The 19,191-nt window shown below is 66.8% G+C and carries 11 protein-coding genes, 1 tRNA gene and 3 rRNA genes; 3 read left to right on the top strand and 12 right to left on the bottom strand.

Translation table 11 applies throughout. The features are described from left to right. Positions 1 to 235: 235 nt before the first annotated feature. The gene (locus tag PS467_RS29935) at positions 236 to 2,863 is read left to right on the top strand and encodes a SpoIIE family protein phosphatase (protein ID WP_311037825.1); all 2,628 of its coding nucleotides are present in this window, start codon (positions 236 to 238) and stop codon (positions 2,861 to 2,863) included. Between the two features lie 108 nt (positions 2,864 to 2,971). Here PS467_RS29935 and PS467_RS29930 read toward each other — a convergent pair. The 8 genes from PS467_RS29930 to thyX form a co-directional block, all read right to left on the bottom strand. Continuing rightward, positions 2,972 to 3,044, bottom strand: a tRNA-Thr gene (locus PS467_RS29930). Positions 3,045 to 3,104: 60 nt separating this feature from the next. Continuing rightward, positions 3,105 to 3,803: a DegT/DnrJ/EryC1/StrS family aminotransferase gene (locus PS467_RS29925; RefSeq protein ID WP_311037824.1), complete on the bottom strand. Its 699-nt coding sequence runs from the start codon at positions 3,801 to 3,803 to the stop codon at positions 3,105 to 3,107. 107 nt (positions 3,804 to 3,910) lie between these two features. Continuing rightward, positions 3,911 to 4,027 (bottom strand): 5S ribosomal RNA (gene rrf, locus PS467_RS29920). Positions 4,028 to 4,099: 72 nt separating this feature from the next. Next, a 23S ribosomal RNA gene (locus PS467_RS29915) occupies positions 4,100 to 7,219 on the bottom strand. 288 nt (positions 7,220 to 7,507) lie between these two features. Next, positions 7,508 to 9,034: ribosomal RNA gene (locus PS467_RS29910) — 16S ribosomal RNA — on the bottom strand. The 16S, 23S and 5S rRNA genes sit together here, the layout of an rRNA operon. A 510-nt stretch (positions 9,035 to 9,544) precedes the next feature. Beyond that, positions 9,545 to 11,230 carry a ribonuclease J gene (locus tag PS467_RS29905; protein WP_311037823.1) on the bottom strand — a complete coding sequence of 562 codons (1,686 nt, stop codon included), beginning with the start codon at positions 11,228 to 11,230 and terminating at the stop codon, positions 9,545 to 9,547. A gap of 124 nt (positions 11,231 to 11,354) precedes the next feature. Beyond that, positions 11,355 to 12,254: a 4-hydroxy-tetrahydrodipicolinate synthase gene (dapA, locus tag PS467_RS29900; protein WP_311037822.1), complete on the bottom strand. Its 900-nt coding sequence runs from the start codon at positions 12,252 to 12,254 to the stop codon at positions 11,355 to 11,357. A gap of 196 nt (positions 12,255 to 12,450) precedes the next feature. Then, positions 12,451 to 13,191, bottom strand: coding sequence for an FAD-dependent thymidylate synthase (thyX, locus tag PS467_RS29895; RefSeq protein WP_268974769.1), 741 nt, complete (start codon positions 13,189 to 13,191; stop codon positions 12,451 to 12,453). A 179-nt stretch (positions 13,192 to 13,370) separates the two neighbouring features. Between thyX and PS467_RS29890 the strand changes: the two genes are divergently transcribed. Together PS467_RS29890 and PS467_RS29885 are read left to right on the top strand one after the other, a co-directional pair. Continuing rightward, positions 13,371 to 13,613 carry a hypothetical protein gene (locus PS467_RS29890; RefSeq protein WP_268974768.1) on the top strand — a complete coding sequence of 81 codons (243 nt, stop codon included), beginning with the start codon at positions 13,371 to 13,373 and terminating at the stop codon, positions 13,611 to 13,613. A 108-nt stretch (positions 13,614 to 13,721) separates the two neighbouring features. Then, the gene (locus PS467_RS29885) at positions 13,722 to 14,273 is read left to right on the top strand and encodes an SCO5741 family PH domain-containing membrane protein (protein WP_311037821.1); all 552 of its coding nucleotides are present in this window, start codon (positions 13,722 to 13,724) and stop codon (positions 14,271 to 14,273) included. Between the two features lie 26 nt (positions 14,274 to 14,299). Here PS467_RS29885 and PS467_RS29880 read toward each other — a convergent pair whose 3' ends face one another. From PS467_RS29880 to PS467_RS29865, 4 genes are read right to left on the bottom strand one after another with little or no spacing between them, the layout of a single operon-like run. After that, entirely contained in the window at positions 14,300 to 14,761 is a 462-nt protein-coding gene (locus PS467_RS29880; protein ID WP_311037820.1) for a tetratricopeptide repeat protein, read from the bottom strand. Positions 14,762 to 14,771: 10 nt separating this feature from the next. Then, on the bottom strand, positions 14,772 to 15,524 hold the full coding sequence (gene dapB / locus PS467_RS29875; protein WP_311037819.1) for a 4-hydroxy-tetrahydrodipicolinate reductase: 753 nt from the start codon (positions 15,522 to 15,524) through the stop codon (positions 14,772 to 14,774). A gap of 40 nt (positions 15,525 to 15,564) precedes the next feature. Further along, positions 15,565 to 16,944 carry a M16 family metallopeptidase gene (locus PS467_RS29870; RefSeq protein WP_311037818.1) on the bottom strand — a complete coding sequence of 460 codons (1,380 nt, stop codon included), beginning with the start codon at positions 16,942 to 16,944 and terminating at the stop codon, positions 15,565 to 15,567. Further along, entirely contained in the window at positions 16,941 to 19,178 is a 2,238-nt protein-coding gene (locus tag PS467_RS29865) for a polyribonucleotide nucleotidyltransferase (RefSeq protein WP_311037817.1), read from the bottom strand. The genes PS467_RS29870 and PS467_RS29865 overlap by 4 nt, the downstream gene beginning before the upstream one ends. Between the last annotated feature and the right edge of the window lie 13 nt (positions 19,179 to 19,191).

Genomic DNA, 19,191 nt, shown 5'->3' with positions numbered 1-19,191 from the left:
GGTTGACCGTCCTCGTCGGGTTCTTCTTCCAGCTTCCCCAGTGTTTCACCATGCCCCAACCAGGCCATAACAGTTCGGCAGCATCGCACACCGCCGACAGCACACTCTGGGTGGAATCGGGGCCGACCGGCATTCGCGCGAGCGTCGATGGTAAGTAACCTGGCAACCGGCCAGGGCATCGGAGGGGCGCTGCGACATGGGTGAGCAGTTCGCCGAGACACATATGAGGAGACCTGTGATCACCGCGCGGGCAGCCGCCACCTTCGAACCGGTGGGACGCTCGGTCGCCGCCGCCCGCACCTTTGTCCGGGACACCCTTCAGGGGTGGGGCCTCACCGACATCGTGGACGACGCCGTCGTCCTCACCAGCGAACTTGTCACCAACGCGGTGGTGCACGCCGGTACCACCGCCGACGTGGTCTGCATCCGCGCCGACACCGGCGTACGCGTCGAGGTCGCCGACCGCTACCCCGAGCGCGAGGTCCCGCTCCAGAGCAACGGCGGCCACCACTTCGGGCACCCCGACCGCGAGGGCGGCCGCGGACTGCTGCTGTGCGCCGCGCTCGCCGCCCGCTGGGGCGTCGAGTACACCGCGACCCATAAGCACGTCTGGTTCCACCTCGACTTCCCCGACCGTCCGGCGGGCACCCGGGCCGCCGGGCCCGCCCTGCCCTCCAGCGCCCTGCCCATCGCCGACTCCCGGGTGCGGGTCGGCGTCGTCCAGGTCGACAGCGGCGGTCTGATCAGCGCCTGGAACGAGGACGCTCAGGCACTGTTCGGTTACCCACCGGAGCAGGTCATCGGCAAACCGCTGACCGATCTCGCGGCCTGGCCGCACACCCCCGGCACCAGCACCGGGGTCGCCGAGGCGCTGTTGCTCTCCCGCTGGGAGGGCTCGTACGGCATCCGCGGCGCCGACGGCCGGGTCTCCCCCGTCTACGCCTCCCATCTGCGCGTCCGCGACGCCGAGGGCGAGCCGTCCACCGTCTGTCTGCTGGTGCGCGACCGCGAGCGCGCCGTGCTGCAGAGCCAGATGCGCGGTGCGGGGGGCGACACCACCGACACGGCCGAGCGGGGCCCGGCCACCGACGCCTTCGAGGTCTTCATCGGCTCCCCGGCCCCCGACGACCTCGACGGGCTGCTCCAGCGCACCGTCGAGCGGGCCCGCGACATGCTCGACGGCGACGCCGCGTATCTGCTGCTGGCCACCGACGACGAAACCGAGTTGGAGGTCCGCGCCTCCACCGGGCTGCCCTCCGCCCGCCAGCGCTTCGCCCGCGTCCCCGTCGAAGCGGGCTCGGGGCGCTACGGCTCGGCCCGGATGCCCGCCGTCCACGAGGATCTGTCCGCGGTGCCCGGAGCCGTTCCGCTCTTGGTGAACACCGGGATGCGCTCCGTCGTCACCGTCCCGCTGAAGGTCGAGGGCCGGCTCACCGGCTCGCTCGGCGTGGCCGCCGAGTCCCCCGCCCGCTACAGCAATGAAGAGGCCCTGCGGCTCCAGTTCGCCGCCGACCGCATCGCCCTCGCCGTCGAGCGGGCCCGCCTCACCGAGCTGGAGCGGCTCCGCCGCGGCTCCCTGTCCTTCCTCGTCGAGGCGTCCGACCTCCTCGCGGGCACCCTGGACCGCGATCAGACGCTGGCCCTCATGGCCCAGATGACGGTGCCCACGCTGGCCAGTTGGTGCGCCGTCTATACGGTCGCCGACCAGGCATCCGAGCCCGAGCTGTCGTACGTGCTGCACGAGGACGAGGACCGCATCGACGGGCTCAAGGCCCTGCTGATGAAGATCGACCCGCCGGAGCAAGTCCCCACCGGCGGAGCCCGCAGCTGGTCCGGCCCCTATGACGCGGCCCACGCCGCCGCCCTGCGCACCTCGCTGCGCAGCCTCAGCCTCGGCGATTCCGCCCGTCCCTCCTCGGGCCCCGGCGCCTCGCTGGCGACCGCCTCCGCGGTCGGCGGGGAGACGGTCGTGCTGCCCCTGGTGGCCCGTAACCGCGTCATCGGCATGCTCGTCCTCGGCAAGCCCACCGACGAGCATTTCCGCCAGGAGAACCTGGAGCTCGCCGAGGACCTCTCCCGCCGGGCGGCGCTCGCGCTGGACAACGCGCGGCTCTACTCGGAGCGCACCGCCATCAGCCAGTCCCTGCAGCGCAGTCTGCTGCCGCCCGAACTGCCGGAGGTCGACGGGGTCGAGGTCGAGGTCATCTACCGCGCGGCGGGCGAGGGCAACGAGGTCGGCGGAGACTTCTACGATCTCTTCCCGATCCGCGAGGGGGCGTACGGCTTCGCCATCGGCGACGTCTGCGGCACCGGACCGGAGGCCGCCGCGGTCACCGGACTCGCCCGGCACGCCCTGCGGCTGCTCGCCCGCGAGGGCTTCGGGGGCCCCGCGGTCCTGGAGCGGCTCAACGCGGCCATCCTCGACGAGGGCGCCCGCAGCCGCTTCCTGACCCTCCTCTACGGGGAGTTGTGGCCGCAGCACGACGGCAGCGCGGTCCTCAAGGTCGTCTGCGCCGGGCACCCCCTGCCGCTCCGGCTGCGCCAGGACGGCAGCGTGGAGGCGGCGGCCGAGCCCCAGCCGCTGCTCGGCGTCATGGACGATCTGGAGCTGTACGAGCAGACGGTGACGCTCGACCCGGGAGACGTGCTGCTGTGCGTCACCGACGGCGTCACGGAGCGGCGTGAGGGCACCAGGATGCTCGGCGACGACGGCCTTGTCGACGTCCTGACGACCTGCACCGGCCTTACGGCGGGCGCGGTGGCCGCCCGGGTGCTGCGGGCGGTCGAGCGCTTCGCGGCGGACCCGCCGTCCGACGACATGGCGATCCTGGCCATGCGCGTCCCCGAGCCGGCCGACTCCTGAGGCGGCCCGGCCGGGGGGGGCGGGCGCCGGGTGTTCCCTACGGCGCTCGCCACAACATCCCGCCACATGACGAAGGCCCCCGCCATATGGCGGGGGCCTTCGCAGGAGAGCCCCAATACGGAATCGAACCGTAGACCTTCTCCTTACCATGGAGACGCTCTGCCGACTGAGCTATTGGGGCGCGTCGACGAGATAGATCATACCCGAACTCGAGTGCGCTCCCGACCACCCGCCCCGGGGCTCAGGCGGCTGACTGGAGCAGCCCGCCCAGCGCGTTGCAGGCCGAGACCACGCGCTGCAACTCCCGCCTCGACATGGTCGGATCGACGGGCAGCGCCAGGCACTCATCGGCCGCCCGCTCGGTCTCCACGAGCCACAGATCGCGCCGGAAGCGCGCGGTACGGTGCGCGGGCGTCTGTACGGGGACATGGCATACGACGCCGCGTGAACGCAGCGTACGGGCGAAGGCGTCCCGGTCCGGCCGGCCATTGCCGGGGACCCGGACGACGTACTGCTGATAGGTGTGCTCCACTCCGGGCGCGACCGCCGGCGTGAGAACACCGCGCAGCTTCCCGTCCAGGTACGCCGCGTTCGCCTGCCGCCGCAGGATCTCCCCCGCGGGCTCGCAGCCCGCACCGTGGCCGATCACCAGCACGCCGTGCCGTCGGCCGAGCTCGGTGAGGGCCGCCATGTCCGCCGGGTGGCCGAAGGTGTGAATGGCCACGACAGCCGCGGTCCGGGGCGTCAGCGCCTCGGCCACCGCGGCCGGGTCTATGCAGTAGGTACGGGCGTCGATGTCCACGAACACCGGCCTGGCGCCGACCAGCAGCACCGCTTCCGCGGCCTCGGGAGTGCCGTAGGACGGCACGATCACCTCGTCGCCCGGCCGTACACCTGTCCGGGTCAACTCATGCAGCAGCTCATCCGTAGGAGTCCCCATGAGCGGCATCGTGCCCATACAACATGAACACCGAGTGGCTCACAGCACAACAAAAGAAGAGAGCCCTGCCGGTGACCGAAGTCCCGACAGGGCTCTCTGCAAAATTTGTTCGGCGGCGTCCTACTCTCCCACAGGGTCCCCCCTGCAGTACCATCGGCGCTGAAAGGCTTAGCTTCCGGGTTCGGAATGTAACCGGGCGTTTCCCTAACGCTATGACCACCGAAACACTATGAAGATAACAACCGGAAACAACACGGTTCATTACTTCAGAACCAACACAGTGGACGCGAGCAACTGAGGACAAGCCCTCGGCCTATTAGTACCAGTCAACTCCACCGGTCACCCGGCTTCCATATCTGGCCTATCAACCCAGTCGTCTACTGGGAGCCTTAACCCCTCAAGGAGGTGGGAGCCCTCATCTCGAAGCAGGCTTCCCGCTTAGATGCTTTCAGCGGTTATCCCTCCCGAACGTAGCCAACCAGCCATGCCCTTGGCAGAACAACTGGCACACCAGAGGTTCGTCCGTCCCGGTCCTCTCGTACTAGGGACAGCCCTTCTCAAGACTCCTACGCGCACAGCGGATAGGGACCGAACTGTCTCACGACGTTCTAAACCCAGCTCGCGTACCGCTTTAATGGGCGAACAGCCCAACCCTTGGGACCGACTCCAGCCCCAGGATGCGACGAGCCGACATCGAGGTGCCAAACCATCCCGTCGATATGGACTCTTGGGGAAGATCAGCCTGTTATCCCCGGGGTACCTTTTATCCGTTGAGCGACGGCGCTTCCACAAGCCACCGCCGGATCACTAGTCCCGACTTTCGTCCCTGCTCGACCCGTCGGTCTCACAGTCAAGCTCCCTTGTGCACTTACACTCAACACCTGATTGCCAACCAGGCTGAGGGAACCTTTGGGCGCCTCCGTTACCCTTTAGGAGGCAACCGCCCCAGTTAAACTACCCACCAGACACTGTCCCTGATCCGGATCACGGACCCAGGTTAGACATCCAGCACGACCAGAGTGGTATTTCAACAACGACTCCACCACAACTGGCGTTGCGGCTTCACAGTCTCCCACCTATCCTACACAAGCCGAACCGAACACCAATATCAAGCTGTAGTAAAGGTCCCGGGGTCTTTCCGTCCTGCTGCGCGAAACGAGCATCTTTACTCGTAGTGCAATTTCACCGGGCCTATGGTTGAGACAGTCGAGAAGTCGTTACGCCATTCGTGCAGGTCGGAACTTACCCGACAAGGAATTTCGCTACCTTAGGATGGTTATAGTTACCACCGCCGTTTACTGGCGCTTAAGTTCTCAGCTTCGCCACACCGAAATGTGACTAACCGGTCCCCTTAACGTTCCAGCACCGGGCAGGCGTCAGTCCGTATACATCGCCTTACGGCTTCGCACGGACCTGTGTTTTTAGTAAACAGTCGCTTCTCGCTGGTCTCTGCGGCCACCACCAGCTCCGAGTGCAAAACTCATCACCAGCAATGGCCCCCCTTCTCCCGAAGTTACGGGGGCATTTTGCCGAGTTCCTTAACCATAGTTCACCCGAACGCCTCGGTATTCTCTACCTGACCACCTGAGTCGGTTTAGGGTACGGGCCGCCATGAAACTCGCTAGAGGCTTTTCTCGACAGCATAGGATCATCCACTTCACCACAATCGGCTCGGCATCAGGTCTCACCCATAATGAGAGACGGATTTACCTACCCCTCGGGCTACACCCTTACCCCGGGACAACCACCGCCCGGGCTGGACTACCTTCCTGCGTCACCCCATCACTCACCTACTACAGGTCTGGACCGTCGGCTCCACCACTCCCCTTCACCCGAAGGATCCAGGGCGGCTTCACGGACTTAGCATCGCCTGGTTCAGCGTTGGCGCTTCAAAGCGGGTACCGGAATATCAACCGGTTGTCCATCGACTACGCCTGTCGGCCTCGCCTTAGGTCCCGACTTACCCTGGGCAGATCAGCTTGACCCAGGAACCCTTAGTCAATCGGCGCACACGTTTCCCACGTGTGAATCGCTACTCATGCCTGCATTCTCACTCGTGAACCATCCACAACTCGCTTACACGGCTGCTTCACCCGGCACACGACGCTCCCCTACCCATCACAACAGCCGTTAGGCCTTACGCTGCAATGACACGACTTCGGCGGTACGCTTGAGCCCCGCTACATTGTCGGCGCGGAATCACTTGACCAGTGAGCTATTACGCACTCTTTCAAGGATGGCTGCTTCTAAGCCAACCTCCTGGTTGTCTCTGCGACTCCACATCCTTTCCCACTTAGCGTACGCTTAGGGGCCTTAGTCGATGCTCTGGGCTGTTTCCCTCTCGACCATGGAGCTTATCCCCCACAGTCTCACTGCCGCGCTCTCACTTACCGGCATTCGGAGTTTGGCTAAGGTCAGTAACCCGGTAGGGCCCATCGCCTATCCAGTGCTCTACCTCCGGCAAGAAACACACGACGCTGCACCTAAATGCATTTCGGGGAGAACCAGCTATCACGGAGTTTGATTGGCCTTTCACCCCTAACCACAGGTCATCCCCCAGGTTTTCAACCCTGGTGGGTTCGGTCCTCCACGAAGTCTTACCTCCGCTTCAACCTGCCCATGGCTAGATCACTCCGCTTCGGGTCTTGAGCGCGCTACTCAAACGCCCTCTTCGGACTCGCTTTCGCTACGGCTCCCCCACACGGGTTAACCTCGCAACACACCGCAAACTCGCAGGCTCATTCTTCAAAAGGCACGCAGTCACGACGCAGAGACAAGTCTCTGCGCGACGCTCCCACGGCTTGTAGGCACACGGTTTCAGGTACTATTTCACTCCGCTCCCGCGGTACTTTTCACCATTCCCTCACGGTACTATCCGCTATCGGTCACCAGGGAATATTTAGGCTTAGCGGGTGGTCCCGCCAGATTCACACGGGATTTCTCGGGCCCCGTGCTACTTGGGAAACAAGCAAGCAAGCCACCACGATTTCAGCTACGGGGGTCTTACCCTCTACGCCGGGCCTTTCGCATGCCCTTCGCCTATCGCAATGGTTTCTGACTCACCCAGCCGCCGGCAGACGACTGAAGCTCACTCCCACAACCCCGCATGCGCAACCCCTGCCGGGTATCACACACATACGGTTTAGCCTCATCCAGTTTCGCTCGCCACTACTCCCGGAATCACGGTTGTTTTCTCTTCCTGCGGGTACTGAGATGTTTCACTTCCCCGCGTTCCCTCCACATACCCTATGTGTTCAGGTATGGGTGACAGCCCATGACGACTGCCGGGTTTCCCCATTCGGACACCCCCGGATCACAGCTCGGTTGACAGCTCCCCGGGGCCTATCGCGGCCTCCCACGTCCTTCATCGGTTCCTGGTGCCAAGGCATCCACCGTGCGCCCTTAAAAACTTGGCCACAGATGCTCGCGTCCACTGTGCAGTTCTCAAACAACGACCCGTACCCCGTCACCCACACTCACGTGCAGTACACCGAGACCGGCCGAAGGAACAAGCGAAACCCTCTCGCCCGTACCCTCAGACACCCAACAGCGTGCCCGACCCGACCGCACCCGATCATCCCGTTCCACGCCCCCGAAGAGGCAGTACTGAAGACACCAGGCCAACGGCCGTGCCGAATAGTCAACGTTCCACCCATGAGCAACCGTGCGAGACATCCGCTCGCAGTCGGCTATGTGCTCCTTAGAAAGGAGGTGATCCAGCCGCACCTTCCGGTACGGCTACCTTGTTACGACTTCGTCCCAATCGCCAGTCCCACCTTCGACGGCTCCCCCCACAAGGGTTGGGCCACCGGCTTCGGGTGTTACCGACTTTCGTGACGTGACGGGCGGTGTGTACAAGGCCCGGGAACGTATTCACCGCAGCAATGCTGATCTGCGATTACTAGCGACTCCGACTTCATGGGGTCGAGTTGCAGACCCCAATCCGAACTGAGACCGGCTTTTTGAGATTCGCTCCACCTCACGGCTTCGCAGCTCATTGTACCGGCCATTGTAGCACGTGTGCAGCCCAAGACATAAGGGGCATGATGACTTGACGTCGTCCCCACCTTCCTCCGAGTTGACCCCGGCAGTCTCCTGTGAGTCCCCATCACCCCGAAAGGCATGCTGGCAACACAGAACAAGGGTTGCGCTCGTTGCGGGACTTAACCCAACATCTCACGACACGAGCTGACGACAGCCATGCACCACCTGTACACCGACCACAAGGGGGCACCCATCTCTGAGTGTTTCCGATGTATGTCAAGCCTTGGTAAGGTTCTTCGCGTTGCGTCGAATTAAGCCACATGCTCCGCCGCTTGTGCGGGCCCCCGTCAATTCCTTTGAGTTTTAGCCTTGCGGCCGTACTCCCCAGGCGGGGAACTTAATGCGTTAGCTGCGGCACGGACAACGTGGAATGTCGCCCACACCTAGTTCCCAACGTTTACGGCGTGGACTACCAGGGTATCTAATCCTGTTCGCTCCCCACGCTTTCGCTCCTCAGCGTCAGTATCGGCCCAGAGATCCGCCTTCGCCACCGGTGTTCCTCCTGATATCTGCGCATTTCACCGCTACACCAGGAATTCCGATCTCCCCTACCGAACTCTAGCCTGCCCGTATCGAATGCAGACCCGGAGTTAAGCCCCGGGCTTTCACATCCGACGCGACAAGCCGCCTACGAGCTCTTTACGCCCAATAATTCCGGACAACGCTTGCGCCCTACGTATTACCGCGGCTGCTGGCACGTAGTTAGCCGGCGCTTCTTCTGCAGGTACCGTCACTTGCGCTTCTTCCCTGCTGAAAGAGGTTTACAACCCGAAGGCCGTCATCCCTCACGCGGCGTCGCTGCATCAGGCTTGCGCCCATTGTGCAATATTCCCCACTGCTGCCTCCCGTAGGAGTCTGGGCCGTGTCTCAGTCCCAGTGTGGCCGGTCGCCCTCTCAGGCCGGCTACCCGTCGTCGCCTTGGTAGGCCATCACCCCACCAACAAGCTGATAGGCCGCGGGCTCATCCTGCACCGCCGGAGCTTTCCACCACCAGACCATGCGGTCGGCGGTCATATCCGGTATTAGACCCCGTTTCCAGGGCTTGTCCCAGAGTGCAGGGCAGATTGCCCACGTGTTACTCACCCGTTCGCCACTAATCCCCGGCCGAAACCGGTTCATCGTTCGACTTGCATGTGTTAAGCACGCCGCCAGCGTTCGTCCTGAGCCAGGATCAAACTCTCCGTGAATGCTTCCGGGATATCCCGGCAAACACTGCACGAGAGCGGAACAGAACCGGAGGAATAATCCAGTCCCGTTCACAGCGTCCTCGCTGTGTTTTTCAAAGGAACCTCGTCCGAGATGGACGGGGTTATCAACATATCTGGCGTTGACTTTTGGCACACTGTTGAGTTCTCAAGGAACGGACGCTTCCTTCGAAACCCTTTCACCGGTTTCTCCGGGCGCTTCCCTTCGGTGTTTCCAACCTTACCAGATCCGATTTCCGGTCCGTTTCCGATCCGAATTCCGTTTCCGGTGGCCGTTGGAGGGCCTTGCCTTTCGGCTTCGTCGACTTTATCAGAATTTCTCCGAGTCGATTTCCACCTCCGCCGTCGGGCTCCTTCGGAGGCCATGCAGCGCTCCGGGTTCCCCTCTGGCGGAGCCGTAAACGTACTGGAGCGGGGCTCCTCGATGCAAATCGGGGAGCCCCGCCGAGTGTTCAGCGCCGGTGGGGTGCTGAGGGGGCGTCAGGGAGGAGGTCAGACCTCGACGACCACGGGCAGGATCATCGGGCGCCTGCGGTAGCTGTCGGAGACCCACTTGCCGACCGCGCGGCGCACCAGCTGCTGGAGCTGATGCGGTTCCGCGACCCCGTCGGAGGCCGACTTGGCCAGGGCGTCCTCGATCTTCGGGAGGACCGCGGAGAAGGCGGCGTCCTCGATCCCGGAGCCCCTGGCCTGGACATGCGGACCGCCCACGATCTTGCCGGTCGTACTGTCGACGACCACGAAGATCGAGATGATGCCCTCCTCGCCCAGGATGCGGCGGTCCTTGAGCGAGGTCTCCGTGACGTCGCCGACCGAGAGGCCGTCCACGTACACGTATCCCGCCTGCACCTTGCCGACGATCTTGGCGACGCCGTCGACGAGGTCGACCACGACACCGTCCTCGGCGATGACACAACGGTTCTTCGGCACTCCGGTCAACGCGCCCAGCTCGGCGTTGGCGCGCAGATGGCGCCATTCGCCGTGCACCGGCATCAGGTTCTTGGGCTTGCAGATGTTGTAGAAGTACAGCAGCTCGCCGGCCGAGGCGTGGCCGGAGACATGGACCTTGGCGTTGCCCTTGTGGACGACATTGGCGCCCCATCGCGTCAGGCCGTTGATGACCCGGTAGACCGCGTTCTCGTTGCCGGGGATCAGCGACGAGGCCAGGATCACCGTGTCGCCCTGGACGATCCGGATCTGGTGATCGCGGTTGGCCATCCGGGACAGCGCGGCCATCGGCTCGCCCTGGGAGCCGGTGCAGACGAGCACCACCTCGTCGTCCGGGAGGTCGTCGAGGGTCTTCACATCCACCACGAGACCGGCCGGCACCCGCAGATAGCCCAGGTCCCGTGCGATGCCCATGTTGCGGACCATCGAGCGGCCGACGAAGGCGACCCTGCGTCCGTACTCATGCGCCGCGTCGAGGATCTGCTGGATGCGGTGTACATGGCTGGCGAAGCTCGCGACGATGATCCGCTTCTGCGCGTTGGCGAAGACCTGGCGCAGCACGCCGGAGATGTCGCGCTCGGGCGGCACGAACCCGGGGACCTCGGCGTTGGTGGAGTCCACCAGGAGCAGATCGATGCCTTCCTCGCCGAGCTTGGCGAACGCGGGGAGGTCGGTGAGGCGGCCGTCGAGGGGCAGCTGGTCCATCTTGAAGTCGCCGGTGTGCACGGCCATGCCGGCCGGGGTGCGGATGGCGACGGCGAGGGCGTCCGGGATGGAGTGGTTGACCGCGATGAACTCGCACTCGAAGGGGCCGACCCGCTCGCGGTGGCCCTCCTCGACCTCGAGGGTGTACGGACGGATCCGGTGCTCCTGCAGCTTCGCCTCGATCAGGGCGAGGGTCAGCTTGGAACCGATCAGCGGGATGTCGGGCTTCTCGCGCAGCAGGAAGGGGACGCCGCCGATGTGGTCCTCGTGGCCGTGGGTGAGGACGATGCCGTCGACGTCGTCGAGGCGGTCCCGGATGGATGTGAAGTCCGGCAGGATCAGGTCGACTCCGGGCTGCTCCTCCTCGGGGAAGAGCACCCCGCAGTCGACGATCAGCAGCCGGCCGCCGTATTCGAAGACCGTCATGTTCCGGCCGATCTCACCGAGGCCGCCGAGCGGGGTGACGCGCAGGCCGCCCTCGGGGAGCTTCGGCGGAGGGCCGAGTTCGGGATGCGGATGACTCAAAAGACTCTCCTCACCACGCGCGCCACATGCCCCCTGGGCACATGGCGCGCGTGACATTCGTGCACTTGCTGATGTGTCTGTATGCAGTTGTGAAGTACGAAGGTGCGAACAATCGCCTCGTTGCTTAGAGCTGTACCCCGCCGGCGGCGAGATCGCGCGTGAGCTGTTCCGTTTCCTCGGCGGTCAGCTCGACCAACGGCAGGCGCAGCGGCCCCGCGGACTGGCCCTGGAGGGCGAGCGCGGCCTTGGTCGTGATCACTCCCTGGGTGCGGAACATGCCGGTGAAGACCGGCAGCAGCTTCTGGTGGATCTCCGTTGCCTTCGCGACGTCGCCCGCGAGATGGGCTTCGAGCATCGCCCGCAGTTCGGGGCTGACCAGGTGGCCGACCACGGAGACGAAGCCGACCGCGCCGACCGACAGCAGCGGCAGGTTCAGCATGTCGTCACCGGAGTACCAGGCGAGGCGGGAGCGGGCGATGGCCCAGCTGGCGCGCCCGAGGTCGCCCTTGGCGTCCTTGTTGGCCACGATGCGCGGGTGCTCGGCGAGCCGGACGATGGTCTCGGTGCCGATCGGGACGCCGCTGCGGCCGGGGATGTCGTAGAGCATGACCGGCAGGCCGGTGGCGTCGGCGATGGCGGTGAAGTGCCGGAGGAGGCCTTCCTGCGGGGGCTTGCTGTAGTACGGCGTGACGGCCAGCAGCCCGTGGGCACCCGCCTGCTCGGCCGCGCGGGCGAGCTCGACGCTGTGCCGGGTGTCATTGGTACCGGCCCCGGCCACGACGTGGGCGCGGTCACCGACCGCCTCGACCACGGCGCGCACGAGCTGGGCTTTCTCCGCATCGCTGGTGGTGGGGGACTCGCCGGTGGTGCCGTTGACGACCAGGCCGTCATTGCCGGCGTCCACCAGATGAGCGGCGAGTCGCTGGGCGCCGTCGAGGTCGAGCGCGCCGTCAGCGGTGAATGGCGTGACCATGGCGGTCAGCACCCGCCCGAAAGGGGTCTGCGATGTGGATGTCGGTGCCATGGGGCCCACGCTACTCGTAGCGCGGCCCGCGGCGCTCGCTCGGGGCGGCGGACGGAGCGAAGAGATGGGTCCCGGCACTGCCTGCTCGGGGGTTCAAGCAGTGCCGGGCCCGTTTGTTCAGCCTAGATGAACTTCTTGAAACGCCGCAATACGGACACTTCGCCCGATGATCCGTCCGGGCACCGACCGTGCCCGGCTACGGGGCCACCCGGCCGTTGGCGTTGAAGGCGGCGTAGGTGAGCGGCATCAGCCGCGCCCAGGCCGCCTCCATCCGCTCCCCGACCATCTCGATCTCCCGCTGCGGGAACGAGGGCACCGCCGCCTGCTCATGCTGGGTGCGCAGGCCCAGGAAGTGCATCAGCGAGCGGGCGTTGCAGGTCGCGTACATCGAGGAGAACAGGCCGACCGGGAGCACGGACCGGGCCACCTCGCGGGCCACTCCGGCGGCCAGCATCTCCTGGTACGCCGCGTAGGCGTGGCGGTATGTGTCCTCCATCACCCGGCCGGTCAGCTCGTGCTGCGCCGGGGTGCCCTCGACGAACTCGTACTTCCCGGGGCGGCCCTGCTGGACCAGCTTCCGGTCCTCCCCCGGCACGTAGAACACCGGCTCGAGACGGCGGTAGCGACCGGACTCCTCGTTGTACGACCAGCCCACGCGGTGCCGCATGAACTCGCGGAAGACGAAGATCGGGGCGCTGATGAAGAAGGTCATCGAGTTGTGCTCGAACGGACTGCCGTGCCGGTCCCGCATCAGGAAGTTGATCAGCCCCTTGGAGCGCTCCGGGTCCTTGGTGACCTCCTCGAGGGACTGCTCGCCCGCGGTGGACACCCGCGCGGCCCACAGCACGTCGGAGTCGGCGGCGCTGTGCTTGACCAGCTCGACGGTCACATCGCTGCGGAAACGGGCCTTCTCGGTCTCGGCGGGGGTCTGGGTCACCGGCGGGTCCTTCCATGGTGCGTTCGCTCGGGGCGGCGCCCAGCTTACGGGCCACCACCGACAGCCCCGCTCAGCGAGATTTTTTTGACCGAAGTCGGCGGAACCGGGCACCCAATGGGCCTTTCACACGTCCTACACATTGAAGTACTCACGTTCGAGGTTCCAAGGAGAGCCCGCAGATGCCCCGCCGGCGAGAGCCCGTGCCGTTCGCCTTCATCGCCGAAGCCGACCGTTTCCGCAGCAATGTCACCCCACCGCCCCGCCCCCGCGCCACACCGTCCCAGATCGCCGGACGGACACTGATCGGTCTCACGATCGTCGCGGGATTCATAGGCTCGCTGATGTTCGGGATGCCCGCCCTGGACAGCCAGTCGCACCCCACCCAGCAGATCCAGCAACCCGAGGCGTCCGACGGGCGCTGAGGGGCGCCGGACCAGCCTCACCCGGCACTGGAGCAGACCCCGCCCAGCACTGGGATAGCCTCACCCAGCACAGGCCCATCCGGACATGTGTGTGAGTGAGGACCTTCCGTGCCCCTGCCCTTCCTGACCGCCGACCGCGCCCGCGACGACGACGCGGCGGCCGGAGCGGATCCGCTCGGCTACGAGGACCGGGACCGCTGGCGCCGTCCCTACCGACCGGGGCCCTGGAGGGTCGGGGGCTCCGCCGTCGCGCTGCTGCTCGCCTCGTATGTGCTCTTCTCCGCGCTGATCATCGCGCTGGCGGGATCGCTGGGCGCGGCGGGCGTCTGCGCCGCCCTCGGGGCGCTGATGATCGTGGCAGCCGTAAGGCTGGTACGCGCGGGCGTCGAGGTGAGCGCCCAGGGGCTGCGCCGGACCGGCCTCCTGCGGAGCACCACCGTGCGGTGGCAGGACATCGCCGCGATACGCACGGTCCAGCAGCCGGTCCGCTGGCTGGGCCTGCCGCGCACCGTCCAGGGCGAGGCGGTGCTGCTCGAACCGGTGCGCGGTGGAGCCCCGCGCACCCTGTTCACCAGCCATGACGCCGACTTCCTGGGCCGCGCGGAAAGCTTCGAGGCGGCCGCCGACGCGATCGAGGACTGGGCCGCCGCCCATCACTGAGCCGTACCGGTGCGGGTGGCCCGGGGTCAGCCCCGGGCCGCCCGCACCGGTTTGCCGTCGTGCAGGGCGATGGCGCGCTGCATCGCCTTACGGGCGCGCGCGGTGTCCCGGGCGTCGTGGTAGGCCACGGCGAGCCGGAACCAGGACCGCCAGTCGTCCGGCGACCGCTCCGTCTCGGTCCGGCGCTTGGCGAAGACGGCGTCCGCCGAGTCCCGGTCGATCCGCCCGCCGGGCGTCCGTACCAGCTCATCGACCGGAAGGCCGCCCTCCGCCTCCAGCTCGCGGGCGAGCCGGTCCGCGCTCCGCGCGAACTGCGTGGTCTGCCACAGGAACCAGGCGCCGATGAGCGGCATCACCAGCACCGCCACGCCGAAGGCGACGGTGACCGGGGTGCCCTCCCGGATCAGCAGCACCCCGCGGTCGCCGACCAGCACGAAGTAGACGACCAGGACGGCCGCGAGAACGAAATACGTGATCTTTGCGCGCACCGCTGTGCCCTCAGTCCAGATCCAGGAAGTGTTCCAGGCCGAAGGTCAGGCCGGGGGCGGTCACCACGCGGCGGACGCCGAGCAGGATGCCCGGCATGAAGCTGCTGTGGTGGGTGGAGTCATGGCGGATGGTGAGCGTCTCGCCCTCGCCGCCCAGCAGGACCTCCTGATGGGCGAGGAGCCCGCGCAGCCGCACCGAGTGCACCGGCACCCCGGCCACGTCCGCACCCCGTGCCCCGTCGAGCCCGGTGGCCGTGGCGTCCGGCTGCGGGGCACAGCCGGCCTCCCGCCGGGCTTCGGCGATCAGCTGCGCGGTGCGCGCGGCGGTGCCGGAGGGGGCGTCCACCTTGTTGGGGTGGTGCAACTCGATGACCTCGACCGATTCGAAGAACCGGGCGGCCTGGCGGGCGAACCGCATGGTCAGCACGGCGCCGATGGAGAAGTTCGGCGCGATGAGCACGCCGGTGCGCGGCGAGGCGTCGAGCCAGCCGCGCAGCGCCGCCAGGCGCTCGTCCGTCCAGCCGGTGGTGCCGACGACGCCGTGGATGCCGTGGCGGACACAGAACTCGAGGTTGTCCATCACCGAGGCCGGCTCGGTCAGCTCGACCGCCACCTCGGCGCCCGCCTCGACCAGGGTCTCGAGCCGGTCGCCCCGCCCCAGCGCGGCGACCAGTTCCATGTCCTCGGCGGCCTCCACAGCTCGTACGGCCTCGGAGCCGATCCGGCCCTTGGCCCCGAGGACGGCCACACGCAGCTTGCTCATCAATCCTGTTTCCTTCGATCCGGATAGCTCTGGCACGGGACTAGGCGACGGCCTCGTCGAGACGGGCCGCCTGCTTGTCCTTCAGCGGGCCGATGACGGACAGCGAAGGACGCCGCCCCAGTACATCGCGCGCCACCTCGCGCACCTCGTCCGGGGTGACCGCCGCGATCCGCGCGAGCATGTCGTCCACCGACATCTGCTCGCCCCAGCACAGCTCGCTCTTGCCGATCCGGTTCATCAGCGCGCCGGTGTCCTCCAGGCCCAGCACGGTGGAGCCGGCGAGCTGGCCGACGGCGCGCCGCAGTTCCTCGTCGCTCAGGCCATTCTCCGCGACCTGGGTGAGCTCGTCGCGGCAGATCTTGAGAACGTCGTGCACCTGGTTCGGGCGGCAGCCGGCGTAGACGCCGAAGAGTCCGCAGTCGGCGAAGCTCGAGGTGTAGGAGTAGACGCTGTAGGCGAGCCCGCGCTTCTCCCGGACCTCCTGGAAGAGCCGGGAGCTCATACCGCCGCCGAGCGCGGTGTTGAGCACCCCGAGCGCCCAGCGGCGGTCGTCGGTGCGCGGGATGCCGCCCATACCGAGGACGACATGGGCCTGCTCGGTCTTGCGGTTCAGCAGCTCGACCTTGCCGGCCGTACGGATCGCGCGGGTGCCGGCGCGCGGGGCGACCGGGGCCGCGTCGGCACGGGACAGGGCGCCCGCGCGGTCGAACGCGGCGTGCACCTGGCGGACGACGTCGTCGTGGTCCACATTGCCCGCGGCGGCGACGACCAGATGCGTCGGGTCGTAGTGCTTGCGGTAGAAGCGGGCGATCTGGTCGCGGCCCAGGGCGTTGACGGTGTCCACGGTGCCCAGGACCGGGCGGCCGAGCGGGGTGTCACCGAGCATGGTGTGGGCGAACAGGTCGTGCACACAGTCGCCCGGGTCGTCCTCGGTCATCGCGATCTCTTCGAGGATGACACCGCGCTCCGCGTCCACGTCCGCCGCGTCGATCACCGAGCCGGTCAGCATGTCGCAGACGACGTCGATGGCCAGCGGCAGATCAGTGTCGAGCACCCGTGCGTAGTAGCAGGTGTACTCCTTGGCGGTGAAGGCGTTCATCTCGCCGCCGACCGCGTCGATGGCGGCGGAGATGTCCAGCGCGCTGCGCCGCCGGGTGCCCTTGAAGAGCAGGTGCTCCAGGTAGTGGGTGGCGCCGCCGAGCGTACGGGTCTCGTCGCGCGAGCCGACGTGCGCCCAGATGCCGAAGGTCGCCGAGCGCACGGACGGCAGGGTCTCGGTGACGACGCGCAGGCCCCCGGGGAGGGTCGTCCTGCGGACCGTGCCGATGCCGTTCTCGCCCTCGAGCAGCGTTTGGGTACGGGCGACGGCCCGCTCCTCCGAAGAGGTGCGGGCCGTCGCCGCGTGAGCGCGGGACGTCACTGGGAGGCTTCGTCCTTCTTCGTCTCGTCCGCCTTCGCCTCGTCCCCGCCCTCTTCGTCCTCGAGGACCGGGATCAGGGAGAGCTTGCCGCGCTGGTCGATCTCGGCGATCTCGACCTGGACCTTGGCGCCGACCTGCAGCACGTCCTCGACGTTCTCCACGCGCTTGCCGCCGGCGAGCTTGCGGATCTGCGAGATGTGCAGCAGGCCGTCCTTGCCCGGGAGCAGGGAGACGAAGGCACCGAAGGTGGTGGTCTTCACGACCGTGCCCAGGTAGCGCTCGCCGACCTCCGGCATGGTCGGGTTGGCGATGCCGTTGATGGTCGCGCGGGCGGCCTCGGCGGCCGGGCCGTCGGCGGCACCGATGTAGATGGTGCCGTCGTCCTCGATGGTGATGTCGGCGCCGGTGTCCTCCTGGATCTGGTTGATCATCTTGCCCTTGGGGCCGATGACCTCACCGATCTTGTCGACCGGGATCTTGACGGTGATGATCCGCGGCGCGTTGGGGGACATCTCGTCCGGGACGTCGATGGCCTCGTTCATCACATCGAGGATGTGCAGCCGGGCGTCGCGGGCCTGCTTGAGGGCCGCGGCCAGCACGGACGCCGGGATGCCGTCCAGCTTGGTGTCCAGCTGAAGCGCGGTGACGAACTGCTTGGTGCCGGCGACCTTGAAGTCCATGTCGCCGAACGCGTCCTCCGCACCGAGGATGTCGGTGAGGGTGACGTAGTGGGTCTCGCCGTCGATCTCCTGGGAGATCAGGCCCATGGCGATGCCCGCGACCGGGGCCTTCAGCGGCACACCGGCGTTGAGCAGCGACATCGTCGAGGCGCAGACCGACCCCATGGAGGTCGAGCCGTTGGAGCCGAGCGCCTCGGAGACCTGGCGGATGGCGTACGGGAACTCCTCGCGCGTGGGCAGCACCGGCAGCAGCGCCCGCTCGGCCAGGGCGCCGTGGCCGATCTCGCGGCGCTTGGGGGAGCCGACGCGGCCGGTCTCACCGGTGGAGTACGGCGGGAAGTTGTAGTTGTGCATGTAGCGCTTGCGCGTCTCGGGCGAGAGCGTGTCCAGCTGCTGCTCCATGCGGAGCATGTTGAGCGTGGTGACGCCCAGGATCTGGGTCTCGCCCCGCTCGAACAGCGCCGAGCCGTGGACCCGCGGAATCGCCTCGACCTCGGCGGCGAGGGTACGGATGTCCGTGACGCCGCGGCCGTCGATGCGCTTCTTCTCCTTGATGACGCGCTCGCGCACCAGGGTCTTGGTCAGCGCGCGGTACGCGGCGGAGATCTCCTTCTCACGCCCCTCGAACTGCGGCAGCAGCTTCTCGGCGGCCAGACCCTTGACGCGGTCCAGCTCGGTCTCGCGCTCCTGCTTGCCCGCGATGGTCAGCGCCTGGGCCAGCTCGTCGCGGACGGCGGCGGTCAGCGCCTCCAGGACGTCGTCCTGGTAGTCGAGGAAGATCGGGAACTCGCCGGTCGGCTTGGCGGCCTTGGCGGCGAGGTCCGCCTGCGCCTTGCACAAGACCTTGATGAAGGGCTTCGACGCCTCCAGACCGGCGGCGACGACCTCCTCGGTGGGCGCCTCGGCGCCGCCCTTGACCAGCTGGATGGTCTTCTCGGTGGCCTCGGCCTCGACCATCATGATCGCGACATCGCCGTCGTCCAGCACCCGGCCGGCGACGACCATGTCGAAGACGGCCTCCTCCAGCTCGGAGTGGGTCGGGAAGGCCACCCACTGGCCCTGGATCAGGGCGACGCGGGTGCCGCCGATCGGACCGGAGAAGGGCAGCCCGGCCAGCTGCGTGGAGCAGGAGGCGGCGTTGATCGCGACCACGTCGTAGAGGTGGTCGGGGTTGAGCGCCATGACCGTCTCGACGATCTGGATCTCGTTGCGCAGGCCCTTCTTGAAGGACGGGCGCAGCGGGCGGTCGATCAGACGGCAGGTGAGGATCGCGTCCTCGGAGGGACGGCCCTCACGGCGGAAGAACGAACCAGGGATGCGCCCCGCCGCGTACATCCGCTCCTCGACGTCGACCGTGAGCGGGAAGAAGTCGAGCTGGTCCTTGGGGTTCTTGGAAACGGTGGTGGCCGACAGCACCATGGTGTCGTCGTCCAGGTAGGCCACGGCCGAACCGGCGGCCTGACGGGCCAGGCGGCCCGTCTCGAAACGAATGGTGCGGGTGCCGAAGGTGCCGTTGTCGATGACGGCTTCGGCGTAGTGGGTCTCGTTCTCCACCAGGAAAATCTCC

The organism is Streptomyces luomodiensis (assembly GCF_031679605.1).
GTDB classification, from domain to species: Bacteria; Actinomycetota; Actinomycetes; order Streptomycetales; family Streptomycetaceae; genus Streptomyces; species Streptomyces luomodiensis.
The sequence above is the reverse complement of the archived record's forward strand: the minus strand, read 5'-3'. Positions and strand labels throughout refer to the sequence as shown.